Annotated in this window: 14 protein-coding genes; 3 read left to right on the top strand and 11 right to left on the bottom strand. The window is 62.3% G+C overall.

Translation table 11 applies throughout. The features are described 5' to 3' along the window. On the bottom strand, positions 1–1,062 hold a 1,062-nt coding region (locus WB528_RS04340), incomplete at its 3' end, for an acyl-CoA dehydrogenase (protein ID WP_423887198.1). Positions 1,063–1,150: 88 nt separating this feature from the next. Continuing rightward, entirely contained in the window at positions 1,151–2,227 is a 1,077-nt protein-coding gene (ribB, locus tag WB528_RS04335; protein WP_423887197.1) for a 3,4-dihydroxy-2-butanone-4-phosphate synthase, read from the bottom strand. Positions 2,228–2,387: 160 nt separating this feature from the next. Here ribB and WB528_RS04330 point away from each other — a divergent pair, with 160 nt between their 5' ends. Further along, positions 2,388–3,617 (top strand): PLP-dependent aminotransferase family protein, encoded by a 1,230-nt coding sequence (locus WB528_RS04330; RefSeq protein ID WP_423887196.1) that lies wholly within the window; start codon positions 2,388–2,390, stop codon positions 3,615–3,617. A gap of 26 nt (positions 3,618–3,643) precedes the next feature. Here WB528_RS04330 and WB528_RS04325 read toward each other — a convergent pair whose 3' ends face one another. Beyond that, positions 3,644–4,918: an amidohydrolase family protein gene (locus tag WB528_RS04325; protein ID WP_423887195.1), complete on the bottom strand. Its 1,275-nt coding sequence runs from the start codon at positions 4,916–4,918 to the stop codon at positions 3,644–3,646. 165 nt (positions 4,919–5,083) lie between these two features. On the opposite strand from WB528_RS04325, the gene WB528_RS04320 reads away from it, so the two are divergent. Further along, positions 5,084–6,355, top strand: a complete 1,272-nt coding sequence (locus WB528_RS04320) for a serine hydrolase domain-containing protein (RefSeq protein WP_423887194.1) — start codon at positions 5,084–5,086, stop codon at positions 6,353–6,355. Positions 6,356–6,492: 137 nt separating this feature from the next. Continuing rightward, positions 6,493–6,660 (top strand): hypothetical protein, encoded by a 168-nt coding sequence (locus tag WB528_RS04315; protein WP_423887193.1) that lies wholly within the window; start codon positions 6,493–6,495, stop codon positions 6,658–6,660. A gap of 77 nt (positions 6,661–6,737) precedes the next feature. On the opposite strand, the gene WB528_RS04310 is transcribed toward WB528_RS04315, so the two are convergent. The 8 genes from WB528_RS04310 to WB528_RS04275 form a co-directional block, all read right to left on the bottom strand. Further along, complete coding sequence (locus WB528_RS04310) at positions 6,738–7,556, bottom strand: aldo/keto reductase (protein WP_423887192.1); 819 nt, start codon at positions 7,554–7,556, stop codon at positions 6,738–6,740. 160 nt (positions 7,557–7,716) lie between these two features. After that, positions 7,717–8,193, bottom strand: coding sequence for a hypothetical protein (locus tag WB528_RS04305; RefSeq protein ID WP_423887191.1), 477 nt, complete (start codon positions 8,191–8,193; stop codon positions 7,717–7,719). 84 nt (positions 8,194–8,277) lie between these two features. Next, on the bottom strand, positions 8,278–9,261 hold the full coding sequence (locus WB528_RS04300) for an ABC transporter ATP-binding protein (protein WP_423887190.1): 984 nt from the start codon (positions 9,259–9,261) through the stop codon (positions 8,278–8,280). Beyond that, a complete protein-coding gene (locus tag WB528_RS04295; RefSeq protein WP_423887189.1) occupies positions 9,258–10,247 on the bottom strand; it encodes an ABC transporter ATP-binding protein in 990 nt (329 codons plus the stop codon). Before WB528_RS04295 ends, WB528_RS04300 begins: the two co-directional genes overlap by 4 nt. Positions 10,248–10,278: 31 nt before the next feature. After that, entirely contained in the window at positions 10,279–11,130 is an 852-nt protein-coding gene (locus WB528_RS04290; RefSeq protein ID WP_423887199.1) for an ABC transporter permease, read from the bottom strand. A gap of 68 nt (positions 11,131–11,198) precedes the next feature. After that, complete coding sequence (locus WB528_RS04285) at positions 11,199–12,140, bottom strand: ABC transporter permease (protein ID WP_423887188.1); 942 nt, start codon at positions 12,138–12,140, stop codon at positions 11,199–11,201. Between the two features lie 18 nt (positions 12,141–12,158). Beyond that, complete coding sequence (locus WB528_RS04280) at positions 12,159–13,763, bottom strand: ABC transporter substrate-binding protein (protein WP_423887187.1); 1,605 nt, start codon at positions 13,761–13,763, stop codon at positions 12,159–12,161. Positions 13,764–13,957: 194 nt separating this feature from the next. Beyond that, entirely contained in the window at positions 13,958–15,127 is a 1,170-nt protein-coding gene (locus WB528_RS04275; protein ID WP_423887186.1) for an amidohydrolase/deacetylase family metallohydrolase, read from the bottom strand. Positions 15,128–15,454 lie beyond the last annotated feature (327 nt).

Below are 15,454 nucleotides of genomic sequence, written 5' to 3'. Positions count from 1 at the left end.
GGACATCCGCGCGATGTCGAGCGCCTTGCCGCAATTGTTGCGCTTGACGATGGAAATCATCTCCGGCGCCATCTTGCCTTCGTCCATCAATCGCCCGACGCGCAGCGACGCCTGCAGGCCGAGCGCGATCTCGGTTTCCATGTCGGCAAGCTTCTTCTGCACGAGCTGGGTCGCCGCCAGCGGACGATTGAACTGCTTGCGGTCGAGGGTGTACTGCCGCGCCCGATGCCTGCAGTCTTCCGCGGCACCCATCGCGCCCCAGGAAATGCCGTAGCGGGCGCGGTTGAGGCAGCCGAACGGACCCTTGAGGCCCGAGACATTGGGTAACAGTGCGCTCTCCGGTACCTCGACCCCCTCCATCACCACTTCGCCGGTAACGGAAGCGCGGAGCGAGAGCTTGCCGCCGATCTTCGGCGCCGAAAGTCCCTTCATGCCCTTTTCGAGAATGAAACCGCGGATCTGGTTGTTGTGCTCGGCCGACTTTGCCCAGATCACAAACACGTCCGCGATCGGAGCGTTGGAAATCCACATCTTCGAGCCTGTCAGCCGGTAACCGTCGGAGGTTTTCTCCGCGCGGGTTTTCATGCCGCCGGGGTCGGAGCCGGCATCCGGCTCGGTCAGGCCGAAGCAACCAACCCACTCGCCGGTCGCGAGCTTGGGCAGGTATTTCTTGCGCTGGTTCTCGTCGCCATAGGCATAGATCGGATGCATCACGAGCGAGGACTGCACCGAATTCATCGAGCGATAACCGGAATCGACGCGCTCGATCTCGCGCGCCACGAGGCCATAGGCAACGTAGCTCGCATTGGCGCAGCCATATTCTTCCGGCAGCGTGATGCCGATCAGACCGAGTTCACCCATTTCGTGGAAGATGTCCCGATCGACCTTCTCTTCCAGATAGGCCTTGGTGACCCGCGGCAGCAGCTTGTCCTGCGCATAGGCGCGCGCCGTATCGCGGATCATTCGCTCGTCTTCGGTCAGTTGCTCGTCGAGCAGGAACGGATCGTCCCATAGAAAATTGACGGGAGACGGCTTGTCCTTGGCCTGAGGGCGCACGCTCATGGAAAAATCCTTTCACAACATTGGATTTATTTTAATGCGATAACTGCGGAAGCGCAATTGCGTCATCTTGTGCGCGGGGCCGCGCTCGTCAGCCGTCGAGCTGTTCGTTCGACACGATCTCGATGCCGAATCCGGAAAGGCCCTTGTAGTCGTGTAATGAAGAGGTGAGGTTCCGGATCGAAGTAACGCCGAGATCGCGGAGGATTTGCGCGCCGACGCCGACTTCGCGCCATTGCCTGTTGCGGTCGGCTTCCGCGGTTTTGTCCTCTGGCAGTGGCGTCACAGGAACGCCGGCCGCACCATCGCGCAAATAAACCAAAACGCCGCTGCCATTCTTCCTGAAATGCTCCAGCACCGACGTCATGTGTTTCGGCCCGGTGAAGATGTCCCGCACAATGTTGGGCTTGTGAAAGCGCGTCAGCACGTTCTTGCCGTCACCGACGCTGTTATAGACAAAAGCCACATGGGCGATGGAATCGAACGGCGAGCGGTAGGCAAAACCGTGCATCGGCCCGATCGGGCTGTCGGCGGTGAAGGTCGAGACACGCTCGATCAGCTTCTCGCGCGCCTGGCGGTAAGCGATCATGTCGGCAATCGTGACATGCTTGAGCTTGTGAGCCCTGGCGAACCGCGCCACCTGCTCGCCCTTCATCACCGATCCGTTGTCGTTCATCAGTTCGCTGATGACGCCAACCGGCGGCAGGCCGCTCAACCTGCACAAATCGACTGCCGCTTCCGTATGTCCCGAACGCAGCAGCACGCCGCCGTCCCGCGCGATCAGCGGAAACACATGGCCGGGCCGGGCAAAATCATTGGCGCCGGCATTCGGATTAGCCAGCGCCCGGCAGCACGAGGCGCGCTCTTCCGCGGAAATCCCGGTTCCGCCATCCGGCTTGTAATCGATCGAGACGGTGAAGGCGGTGGTATGGCTGGAGTCGTTATGCGCAACCATGGGATCGAGCCGCAGACGGCGCGCGTCCTCCTGCGTGATCGGCGCGCAGACAATGCCGGAGGTGTGGCGGATGATGAACGCCATCTTCTCCGGCGTGCAGAATGAAGCAGCCACGATCAGGTCGCCCTCACCCTCGCGGTCGTCGTCATCGGTAACGACGACAAGCTCGCCCTGGGCGAAGGCATGAAGTACTTCCTGGATCGGGTCGGCCATATTGGTCTCTCGTTGCACGTGCGGAGCGTTTAGCTCGCCTGCGAGGTCTTCGCCAGCATCAATACGCAAGGCAGAAAAGCTTCCCGGCCGTACCGTACCGTGGCGACAAAGCCTCCTTACTTGAATAAGGTCGAACACAATCAAGAACAAGGGATTGTCGATGCCGTCATTTGACTTCACACCGTTACTGCCGTCCGGCCTGCCCGTCGCGGCGGCCAAGTGGACGGGCCTTGCGAAGTACAGCTTCGTTGGCGGCAACAACGATCCCGAGCAGGTCCCGCTCGATGGTCTGATCGATGCGGCTAATACCGTGTTGAAGCGCGAGGGCCGCACGCTCGCGACCTATGGGCTGGAAAGCGGCCCGCAAGGCTACCGCCCTTTACGTCAATTTCTCTCTGCGAAATTAAAGCGCGACGGTGGCATTTCATGCACCGCCGACGACATCCTGATCGTCTCCGGCTCGCTTCAGGCGCTCGATCTCGTCAACGCTACCCTGCTCGCCCGCGGCGATACCGTCATCGTCGAACGCGACACCTACCAAGGCTCGCTGAACCGGCTGACGCGGCTCGGGGTCCATACGATTGGAATTCCACTGGATGGCGACGGCATGCGGATGGACGTTTTGGCCGACACGCTGGCCGATCTCAAACGTCGCGGCGTCACGCCGAAATACATCTACACCATCCCGACCGTGCAGAACCCGACCGGAACCATCATGCCGAAAGCACGGCGTCTCGAACTCCTTAGACTTGCCGAGCAATATGGCGTGCCGATCTTCGAGGACGACTGCTACGCCGACCTGATTTGGGACGGCAAGCGCCCGCTTGCGCTTTATGCCATGAGCAAGACCGCCAATGTGATCCATATCGGCTCGTTCTCCAAATCGATCGCGCCAGCCCTGCGCGTCGGCTTCATCGTCGCACCCTGGGGCGCGCTGTCGCGGATGCTGGCCCTGAAGACCGACGCCGGCAGCGGCGCGCTGGAGCAGATGGTGCTCGCCGAATACTGCGCGCCGCATTTTGAGACCCATGTCCCCAGTTTGAGGCGCGGCCTGCGCGCCAAGCTCGATACGCTGATGGAGGCGCTCAACGAACAATTCGGCACCACAGCGGAATTCGAGGAGCCGAAGGGCGGCATTTTCCTCTGGGTCAAGCTCCCCGATCATGTCGATACGCTAAAGCTTTATCAGGCCGCGCTCGCCGCCGGCGTTTCGATCAACCCAGGGCCGGAATGGTCGACCGACAAGGCCTATGCCGGCTGCCGGTTGCGGCTCTGCTTCGCAAGCCCCACGCATCAGCAAATCCGCGAAGGCATTGCTGCGCTGGCCGAGGTCTGCCGCAAGGAGTTCGGCGTGCCCACGCGAATTGGCAATGTCGAGAAGCGCGCGTAGGGACGCCCGCTTGAATAACCCTGTCCTCACCTCACCGCAAATGGCGCCTGATACGGACGGCCGAACGGCACGCCGTTGATGACGGTCTGCACCGGCTTCAACTGCACCTTGCCGTCGCGCTTGTTGTTGCGGGTATCGACGAAGGTAACCGGCCCCTCGATCAGATCCAGAATCGAAACGTCGCCGGGAGCGCCGATCTGAAGCGTGCCGATCTTCGGCGCGCGGTTGATGATTTTAGCGGGCGCGATGGTCGCCATCGCCACCACCTGTTCCAGCGAGAAGCCCATCGCCATGAACTTGCCCATGACGTTCGGCAGATAAGGCGCGCCCGGCGAATTTCCGGAGAAGACGTGGATGTCGGACGAGAGCGTATCGGGCGAGCCACCGGCGGGAATCGCTATTTCCGCGACCGTGAAGTCGAAACTGCCGCCGCCGTGTCCGACGTCGAAGATCACACCGCGCTGCTTGGCGGCGAGCGCGGCCGGCAACAGCTTGCCGTCCTGCACGATATTGGTGAAGGCGCCTGCCATGTTCGGCGCGCCGGAATAGGCATGGGTCAGGATGTCACCCGGCCGCATCAGGTCGAGAATGTCCGACATCAATTGAGAGGTTTCGACGCCGCCGATATGGACCATCATCCTGGCGGGCCAGCCGCACATCTCGCAGGCCTGGATGCCGCGCTTCAGCGGCTCGATGCCGTGCTTGAAGATGACGTTCTCCGACATCCGCACCTTGACGCCGATCAGGAAATCCGGGTTTTCGGCAAGCCCCATCGCGCAAGCTTCCACTTGCGCATTGTCGATGTTGTAGAGCTCGGCCACCGGGAAGGCCGACAGGCCGTTGTTGGCGATGTGGAGGAAGGCGTACATCCGCGCCCGCGTCTGCGCGACAATGAAACGGCGCAAAGCGGCAAGGTTGTTGACGCCGGCATCGCCCGCCGACACCACCGTCGTCGTGCCCTGGAATTGCACGAGCTCGTCGGCCGGAATGCCGATCGCCGAGCCATAGGGATAGACATGGCAATGCAGGTCGACGAGGCCGGGTGTCACGAGCTTGCCCGTTGCATCGATCGTCTTGGCGGCGCGTGCAGCCGGAATTTCCGGCTCGACCGCCTCGACCACGCCCCAGCGGATGCCGATGTCGCGCTTTCCGCGCAAGGACTGGCTGGGATCGAGCAAGTCACCGCCCTTGATCACCAGGTCGAATTTGTCGTTCGGCCTCATCGCGGCCATGGCCGGTGAAGTCGACAGAGCGGTGGCGGCCGTACCGGCCAGAAAATGACGGCGCGACAGTTCGGACATGCTGACGCTCTCCCCCCAAAATACACTTCTTATCCGTCGATGATGCGACGCCTCACGCATTTGCGCAAGCCGCAGGCCGCGCCTGCGTCAATGCGGCTGGTCCTGAGGAAGCGGTTATCATAGCTTTTCCAAGGGCCATCCAGAGCCCGAACGGGAGACGCCTCGATGATCCGCCTTCGCCTGCTTGCCGCCACGTTCTGTTGTCTCGCCTCCAGCGCCGCCTTCGCGGCCGACTTGCCGCGCGCGAAACCCGAGGAGGTCGGAATGTCCAGCGAGCGGCTGGCTCGCATTGGTGAAGTGTTGAAAGCCGATATCGCCGCAGGCCGGATTCCCGGCGCGGTAATCGCGATTGCACGGCACGGCAAGCTGGTGGCGCTCGACGCCTATGGCTGGCGCGACAAGGCGGCGGGGGTCGCCATGACCACCGATACCATCTTCAATATCGCGTCCATGACCAAGCCGATGACCACGGTCGGCGCGCTGATGCTCTATGAGCAGGGCAAGCTTCTGATCGGCGATCCCCTGTCGAAGTATTTTCCGAAATTTTCCAACATCCGGGTCGCGGCGCGCGACGCCAATGGCGAGCCGACGAGCGAGACGGTGCCAGCCGTCAGGCAGATCACGATTCAGGACCTGATGCGCCACACCTCGGGCTTGATCTATGGCGGCCGCGGCAACACGCTGGTGCACAAGATGTATCCATCGGGCAGCGGCGATGCCTCGCGCGAATATGACGGCGCGGCCTTCGTCGACAAGCTCGCTTCGGCGCCGCTGCTCTATCAGCCCGCGACCGTCTGGGACTACGGTTTCGGCCTCGACATCCTCGGCCTCACCATCGAAAAAATCGGCGGCCAAACGCTCGGGCAGTATCTCAAGGCCAACCTGTTCACCCCGCTTGGCATGAACGACACTGGATTTTCGATTTCCGCCGAGCAGGCGACGCGCTATGCCAAGCCGCTGCCGAACGATCCCGACACCGGAAAGCCGCAGGCTCGCAGCCCTGAACTGACGCAGCCGCTCAAATTCGAATGCGGCGGCGGCTGTGCGGCCTCGACTGCTCCGGACTATCTCCGTTTTGCGATGATGCTGATGAACGAGGGCCGCAGCGGTGAAGCGCGCCTGCTCGGTCCGAGGACCGTCGCCTACATGCTGTCCGACCAGCTCGGTCCCAACATCAAGAATCTGATCGGCAACGCCGATCCAACCCGCGCCGATTACGGCTTCGGCCTTGGGCTTGCGGTGCGCACGACGCCCGGCGTCGTCAAGATGATGGGCTCGGTCGGGCAATTCTCCTGGCCCGGCGCGAGCGGCACCGACTGGTGGGCCGACCCGAAGGAAGAACTCGCCGTGGTCTATATGTCGGCGGCGCCCGGTCCCATTCGCTGGCACTATCGGCAGACGATCAATGCGCTGGTCTATCAGGCGATCATCGACTGACTTCGTATTGGACGCGTCAGCCTAGTGTCGTAGGGAACGTTTCATAGCTGAATGGCTGTTCAGAATTCTCCCGCGATTCCTGCGGAACGTTCCCCCCTGCTGTGAAGTTTGATCTTCACTCAATGGAGGAGAACGACATGAAGAAACTTGCTTACGTGATTGCCGCGATCTGCACGCTCGCGGTCGCGGCGCCATCTATCGCCAGCGCTGAAACCGTCGTGATCAGGCACGGTCATCATCATCACGACTGGCATCATGCCTGGCACCATCACGACCGTACGGTTATCGTCAAGCATCGCGGCTAAACAAGGCCGACACAAGAATGGCCCTACTGGCGCACAACACCAGGGGGCCATTTTCCTTTAGCCGGATGCAGGGCTGCTCAATCCCACGCCGGTGCAAAGCCGGGATTGACGTAGCGCTGATTTTTCGGAAGTCCGGCAATCGCCTGCCGGTCTTCATCGTCGAGCCCGATGTTCAGCGCTTCCAGATTGGCGCGCTGGCTCTCAGCGCGCGAGGCCTTCGGGATCGCCGCCACGCCGTCCTGATCGAGCAGCCATTTCAGCGCGACTTGGGCTGCACTCGCGCCATGCTTTTTGCCGATCGCGATCAGCGTTTCGTGGGATGCCGCCCTGCCCTGGGCAAGCGGACAATAGGCGACCAGCGGGATCGATTTGGCCGCCAGATATTTGCGCAAGGCAGTCTGGTCGAGCATTACATGATACTCGACCTGGTTGCAGGCGATCGGCGCCTTGATCTCCTCGACGACCTGCTTCAACAGCGCAATGTTGAAATTGGCGACGCCGATCGCGCGCGTACGGCCCTCCTGCTTGAGCCTCATCAGGGTTTCGAACATCGCCGGCAGGTTCATCTTTGGCGCCGGCCAATGCACGAGATAGAGATCGATCTGGTCGAGCCTGAGTTTCTTCAGGCTGGTGTCGAAGGCGCGGCGGATCGCGTCCGGCGCCAGATTCTCGTTCCAGACCTTGGTCGTGACATGCAGATCCTTGCGGGCGATCTTCGAGGCCGCAATCGCCGCTCCAATCGCTTCCTCGTTGCCGTACATCTCCGCGGTGTCGAGGTGACGGTAGCCGAGCGCGAGCCCGCTTTCCACCGCCATGCGGCAGATGTCTCCCTGCATGCGAAAGGTGCCGAGCCCAAGGCGCGGCAGGCTGATGCCCTGCGTTTGCAACTGTTCCATTGACGAGAACTCCGAAAACCGACGACCCCTGTCTTGCATGGGGGCCTGCGCTGATTGAGGTTAAGCCGTTTGAGGGTCAGGCTTTGGGCGAGTAATTCATCCGGCCGCTGATAGCGTTCCCGCACGGCGGCGTTCAAATCAAGATGGCGGCACCCGCTTCCTATCGTTTCCAGTCGCAGATGCCGCCCGATTTGCAGGGCCAGACCTGAATCCGGGTGTCCCGCGCCTGCGCTTCCATCGGATTTCGCCCGTGCAACGCGACCAAGGCGCGCGGCGCATGATGGGATGCCGGCCGTTCCGCGCGCGCATGGGCGATACGCCTGCCGGACGCGGCCGTCCTGAGCGGAGCTTGGGTCGTGGTTTTGTTCGCGGCATGGACCGTGGCGGCGGGCACGGTCTTGGGATCGACGACGAATTCGGCGCTCGATTGCGCGGTGTCTTTGCCGCGATCGACCGTCACATCCAGCGGGCCCGGGGTAAAGGCGGTGGCGGGACCAAGCGGCTTGGGCGAAAGCACGGCTTGGGAGGGGTCGAGCTTAAGGAACTCGTCGGGCCGATACTGCTGCGCGGCTGAAGCGCCGCTCCATCCCAAAACCATCACGCCAAAGGCGGCCAGCGACACGCGATTCAAGACCATCGAGGCCTCCCACAGCCAATTTCCCGCCCTTCGCCTTTATCTAGGAAATGTGGCTGCCAATTCCAGTGGTTTCGCCCGGTACGGTTACCGCTGGGGCAAGGCATCCAGATGGCAGGCCGCCCACTGGCCTTCCGCGCTCTGGCGCAGTTCCGGCTCTTCCGTCCGGCAGCGATCGAACACATACGGGCATCGCGTGTGAAAACGGCATCCGCTGGGCGGATTGATCGGGCTCGGCACGTCGCCCTTCAGGATCATCGGGGTGCGGCGCGCGGTCGGGTCCGGCACCGGCACCGCCGAAAGCAATGCCCTGGTGTAGGGATGTCTGGGCCCGGCGAAAATCTGGTCGCGCGTCGCGATCTCGACGATCTTGCCGAGATACATCACCGCGACGCGGTGGGTCATGTGCTCGACGATCGCAAGATCATGACTGATGAAGAGCATCGCGAGACCGAATTCGCGCTGCAAATCCTGCAGCAGGTTGACGATCTGCGCCTTGACGGAGACATCGAGCGCCGAAACCGCCTCGTCGCAGACGATCAAATCCGGTTCGGCCGCGAGCGCCCGCGCAATGCAGATGCGCTGACGCTGCCCGCCGGAGAATTCATGAGGCCGGCGGTCGAGCGCATCGCGCGACAGGCGCACGGTATCCATCAGCGCCGCGACTTTCGCCTCAAGTTCTTCCGCGGACCTGGCGAGACCGAAATTGCGGATCGGCTCGGCCAAAATATCGCGCACGCGCAAGCGCGGATTGAGGCTGGAGAACGGGTCCTGGAACACGACCTGCACGCGCTGGCGCATCCGGCGCAGACGATCGGGCGAAAGATCGTCGATGCGCTGACCATCGAGCACGACCTGACCCGCGGTGATATCGAACAGACGCAGGATGGCGCGGCCGACCGTCGATTTTCCGCAACCGGATTCACCGACCAGCGACAATGTTTCGCCGCGTGCGATCTCGAAAGACACGCCGTCGACGGCGTAGACGCGGCTCGCGTTGCGCCTGAAAAGATGGCCGCGGACCGGAAAATGCTTCTTGAGGTCGTTGACCTGCAACAAGGGGGCGTTCATGCCGCAACCGCCTCCTTGCGCGCGAAATGACAGGCGGCAAAATGGCGCGAAGACTTTTCTTCCAATCCCGGCGCGATCTCGCGGCAGAGATCGGTGGCGATAGGACAACGCCCGGCGAACGCGCAGCCGGTCATGCGTTGCTTGAGGCTGGGCACCTGTCCTGGAATCTCGGCAAGGCGCCTGGCCGCCCCCGTGAGCGACGAGCCAAGCTTCGGTACCGCGCCAAGCAGGCCCTGCGTGTAGGGATGGCGGGGCGAGCGAAACAGCTCGGCCACCGGCGCCTCCTCGACCTTGCGGCCGGCATACATCACCATGACACGCTCGGCGACTTCGGCGACCACGCCGAGGTCATGGGTGATCAGGATCACCGCAGCGCCAACGCGGCGCTTCAGATCCAGCATCAGTTGCAGGATCTGCGCCTGAATGGTGACGTCGAGCGCCGTGGTCGGCTCGTCGGCGATCAGGAGTTTCGGATTGCAGGCAAGCGAAATCGCAATCATCACGCGCTGGCGCATGCCGCCCGACAGTTGATGCGGATATTCCCGCACGCGCCGCGCAGGCTCCGGGATGCCCACCAATGTCAGCAGTTCCACGGCGCGCGCTTCGGCGGCTTGCTTGTCGAGCCCCTGATGCAGCCGCAGCGTCTCGCCGATCTGGCGGCCGACGGTCAGAACCGGATTGAGGCTCGTCATCGGCTCCTGAAAAATCATCGAAATGTCGTTACCGCGGATGGCGCGCATTTCGCGATCTGAGAGTTTCAGGAGGTCCTGTCCCCGAAACCGCACCGAACCTGCGATCTTGCCCGGCGGCTCGGGAATGAGCCGCATCAGCGACATCGACGTCACCGACTTGCCACAGCCGGACTCGCCGACGATCGCCAGCGTCTCGCCTTCCTCAACATGAAAGGAGACGCCGTCGACGGCGCGGTTGATGCCGTCGGGGGTGCGAAAGTGGGTCTGAAGATTCTCGACTTCGAGCAATGCCATCGGATCAGACCTCACCCCGCTTCAATACACATTAAAGATTTTTGGCCATGCGCGGATCGAGCGCATCGCGCAGGCCGTCGCCAACCAGATTGACGGCAAGGACGGTGAGAGAGAGGAACGCGGCTGGAAAAAACACGATGTAGGGCTTCACCTGCCACAGCGCCCTGCCCTCGGCCATGATGTTGCCCCAGGACGGGATCGTAGGCGGCGTGCCGGCGCCGATGAAAGAGAGAATGGCCTCCACGATCATCGCGCTGGCGCAGACATACGTCGCCTGCACCAGCATCGGCGCCAGCGTGTTGGGCAGGATGTGACGAAGGATGATCATCGGCGTTCGCGTGCCGCTGGCGACCGCCGCGTCCACATAGGCTTGCTCGCGCAACGACAGGACAACGCCGCGCACCAGGCGCGAAACGCGCGGAATCTCGGCAACCGTGATGGCCATGATGACGTTGCCGACACTGCCGCGCGTCAACGCCATCAGCGCAATTGCGAGCAGGATCGGCGGGATCGACATCAACCCGTCCATGATCCGCATGATGATGCCGTCGGCCCATCGCACGAAACCGGAGACGAGGCCGATCGCAAGACCGGCGAGCGTCGCCAGCCACGCCACCGACAGGCCGACCGTCAACGAGACTCTCGTCCCGTACATTACCCGCGAATAAACGTCGCGGCCGAGCGCGTCGGTTCCGAACCAGTGCTCCGGGGACGGCGCACGGAGGCGTTTTGCGGGCGCGAGCGCGGTCGGGTCAACGGTCCAGAGGTAAGGCGCGAAGATTCCGATCAGGACGAGAACGAGGAGCAGCGTGCCGCCGATGGCCACCGTCGGGTTGTTGCGCAGGAAGCCGAGCACGCCGCGCCGGACCTTCACCGGCAGCATCAGGTCGGGCAAGGCTTGCGCGATCGCAAGACCGGGCGGCACGGCTGCGGAGCTGGTGGTCGAGGCGCTCAATAGCGGATCCTCGGGTCGATCAGGGTGTAGGAGACGTCGACCATCAGATTGACCAGCGTATAGACGAAGCTGAACATCAACACGATTCCCTGGATCACAGGGTAATCGCGGCGCAGGATCGCATCGACGGTCAAGCGGCCGAGGCCCGGAATGGCGAACACGCTTTCGGTCACCACCGCGCCGCCGATCAGCAAGGCAACGCCAAGGCCGATCACCGTGACGATCGGCACGGCGGCGTTCTTTAGCGCATGGACGAAAAGAATACTGGGTTGGCCCAGGCCCTTGGCGCGGCCGGTGCGGATATAATCCTGTTGCAACACTTCAAGCATGGAAGCTCGCGTAATGCGCGCAATCAAGGCGATGTAGACCGAGCCAAGCGCAATGGTCGGAAGGATCAGATTCTGCAGCCACGGCCAGAAACCTTCGGCAAAAGGCGTGTAGCCCTGCACCGGAAGCCAGTCGAGTTCGAGCGCAAAGACGTAGGCCAGGACGTAGCCGACCACAAAGACGGGAAGCGAGAATGCCGACACGGCGAATGCCATGATGACTCGATCAATCCAGCTTCCGGCCTTCCAGGCGGCAACGACCCCAAGCGGCACGGCAACGATCAGGGTAAGAACGAGCGTCAGCGTCATCAGCGACAGCGTCGGTTCGATGCGCTGCGCGATCATGGAGGTGACCGGCAGGTTGGTGAAGATCGAGGTGCCGAGATCGAGGTGCAGAATTCGCCAGACCCAGCTTCCGAACTGAATCAGGAACGGCCGGTCGAGGCCGAGGCCCTGGCGAATCCGTTCAACATCGGCTGGGCTCGCCTGGTCACCGGCGATGACCGCCGCCGGATCGCCCGGCGCGATATAGAGCAGGCTGAACACGAACAGCGCGACGATTGCCATCACGGGCAAGGTCACCAGAACGCGCCGAAGGATGTACGAGCCCATGATGTGGCTACCGTACCGTCATGCAGTCTTCGACACGCCCCAGAAGAATGGCAGTGGTCCCTTCGCGATGCCGGAGACGTTCTTGCGCCACGCCGTATAACTCAGGAAGAAGCCGGTCGGCGCAAAGACGACGTCTTCGAGCGCCGCCCTGTTGAGGCGGCTGACCGCGGCCTTCTCCTCATCGAGGTTCTTGGCGTCAAACCATGCCGTGACTTCCTTCTCCACGGCGGGACTGTTGGGCCAGCCAAACCACGCCTTGTCCCCATTGGCGCGAATGGCGAGATAGACGGCGGGGTTGATGCAATCCGCACCGGCGTGCCAGGTGTGGAACATCTCCCAGCCGCCCTGGCCCGCGGGCGCCTTCGAGGCGCGGCGCGAACCGACCGTCCCCCAATCGGTGGCGACGAAGTCGACGTTCATGCCCATGCGCTTCAACAGATCGGCCGTGACGTCGCCTTGTGCCTTGGTGATCGACTGGTCCTGCGCGACGATGCAGGAAACCGGCTGGTTGGTATAGCCGCTCTCGGCCAGGAGTTTCCTGGCAGCATCGAAATCGCGTTTGCCCTTGAGAATCTCCCCGCCCTCTTCCGTGTAAAGCGGCGTATTCGGCGTGAAGAAGCCGGGCAACGGCTTCCAGAGCGAAGTATCGTCGCCGACCAGCGCGCGCATGTAGTCTTCCTGGCTCATCGCGGTGAGCACGGCGCGCCGTGCCCGCACGTCGTTGAAAGGCGGGTGCAAGTGGTTCATCCGGAATGAACCGACGTTGCCGAGCGGGTCGGCGATGTCGACGCTGACGTTGCGGTTCTTCCGCAGCACGGGCACGAGATCGGGAATTGGATTTTCCCACCAGTCGATCTCACCATTCTGCAGCGCCGCGGCGGCCGTTGCGGGATCCGGGATCACCACCCATTCGATCCGGTCGACCAGCATCTGCTTGCCGCCCGCAAGCCACGACGCCTTCTCTTGCCGCGGCACATAATCGGCAAACTTCTCGAACACCGATTTGGCGCCGGGGACCCACTCGCTCCGGACGAATTTCATCGGTCCCGAGCCGACATATTCGCCGATCTGCTTGAAGGGGTCGGTCTTGGCGATGCGCTCCGGCATGATGAAGGCGCAAGGAGAATTGTTTTTGCCCAACGCCAGCTTGATCTTCGGATAGGGCTTCGTCAGCACCCATTTGAAGGTGCGGTCGTCGACGGCGGTCAACTCGCTCTGGATCGCCTTGAGCATCAGCCCCATGGAGTCGCGGTTTGACCAACGGGTCAGGCTCGCCACCACGTCCTTGGCGAGCACCGGCTCGCCGTCATGGAATTTGAGCCCTGGCCTCAAGCGGACGGTCCAGGTCAGGCCGTCGCTCGACACCTCTTCGGATTCCACCATCTGACGCTGCGGTTGCAGCGTCGCGTCGACGCCATAGAGCGTGTCCCACACCAGTGCTGCGGCGTTGCGCACCACATATTGCGTACCCCAGATCGGATCGAAATTCGCAAGATCGGCCTGCGGCACAAAACGCAAGGTGCGTGCGGCTGCGCCTTGCGACAGCGCCGGCATCGACAGACCGCCCGTCGCGGCCAAGGTCCCAGCGCCCGCCAATCCCTTCAACACCGTCCTGCGATCCATCGAGACCTCCCAGTTCCGAAATGCCAACAGCGATCAGGCTTCAAACGAGCCCATCAACCTATGACGAGCAGCGCCTTTTCGTGTGCAACCTTTTTGTGTGCAAATGGTGTGCCAGCGATCCCGCCCCGTTCGTCGATAAAATCCTGCCAAAATGCCGTTTCAGCATTTTCAACCAGATCACATCACTTTCAACGTCAGTTAGCCAGCTGTTTGAACTTCGAGGAGGGTTTCGGATGCCACCAGCGCCCGCCGATGACGACGCCCTCCGACACGATCTTGCGGTCGCCGATCAGATGCTCGCCGACGACGTCCTCATAATCGAACTTGCCTTCCTGGATCGAGATCAGCGTGGCGTCGCCAACACTACCCGGCTTGAGGCTCCCGAGTTCGGGACGCCGCAACGCCATCGCCGCATTGACGGTGGAAGCTTTGACGACCTCGGGAAGCGACATTCCCATGCACAGGAACTTGGACATGGTCGTGACCTGGTCGAAGGCCGGCCCGTTGATGCACAGGATATGGACGTCCGAGGAAATCGTATCCGGATGAAAACCGTTGGCGAGCATGGCGCGCGCGGTCTTGAAGGCAAACGAACCCCGGCCGTGGCCGATGTCGAACAGCACGCCACGTTCGCGCGCTTGCAGCACGACCTGTTTGACGGTGCCTTGTGCGGTGCATGGTGCATTCGGAAACGGGCGGAACGCATGCGTCAGAACGTCGCCGGGGCGCAAGAGGCTCACCACCTCTTCATAAGTCGGCGGAGGATGGTCGATATGGCACATCAGCGGCATGCCGACTTCGTTGGCCACCTCCAGCGCGATCTGTAACGGCACGATGCCGGAAGCGCCCGACGAGGTGCGGCCGACCCGCACCTTGATGCCGACGATCAGGTCGCGGTTGGCGTCGGCGACTTGAACCGCGTCGATCGGGTTCATCAAACGGATTTCCTCGCTCTCGCCGACCATCACGCGATGCGAGAAGCCGTAAATGCCGGCGTGCGAGACGTGGAGATAGGCCAGGATGCGCACCTGGCTTGGCTCGATCACATGCTTGCGAAAGCCCGCGAAGTTACCCGGACCGGCGCTGCCGGTGTCGATCGCCGTGGTGACGCCGGAGGTGCGGCAGAATTCTTCGGCGTCGATGCCGAGCGAGGTCCCGCCCCAATACACGTGCGTGTGCAGGTCGATCAGGCCGGGCGTGACGACATAACCCGACACGTCGCGCACGTCGGTGCCGGCGTCTGCCTTGAGCGCGTTTCCGACCATGGCCACCTTGCCGCCGGAAAAGGCGACATCGGTGACGGCATCGAGTTTTTGGGAGGGGTCAACCACGCGACCGCCGCGCAGGACCAGATCGAAAGCCATTGGTTTCTCCGACTGAGAGTGAAGCGCGCAACGGCGAGTTTGGCTGCGCCTGAATAATTGAGCAAAGACTTGATAATTGAGCAAATACTTAAGCCACTGTCATCCCCCGGCGTCGTGGTTCTGACACATCCTCTCATATGATGGAGCGGCGGAACTCTCGTGCTGATTGGAGACGAGCATGATCAGATGGATTGCCGCATTTGCCGCAGGCCTTTTCGCCATGTGGTCATTCGCAGCCCTCGGCGATCCCGTCCTCAACACCTCCGACGCGGGTATCCGTATCGGCAACGTCATGCCGTATACCGGGGAACTCGCTGCGTTCGGCGC

It is taken from the genome of Bradyrhizobium sp., assembly GCF_049586575.1.
In the GTDB taxonomy this organism is placed as follows: domain Bacteria; phylum Pseudomonadota; class Alphaproteobacteria; order Rhizobiales; family Xanthobacteraceae; genus Bradyrhizobium.
The sequence above is the reverse complement of the archived record's forward strand: the minus strand, read 5'-3'. Positions and strand labels throughout refer to the sequence as shown.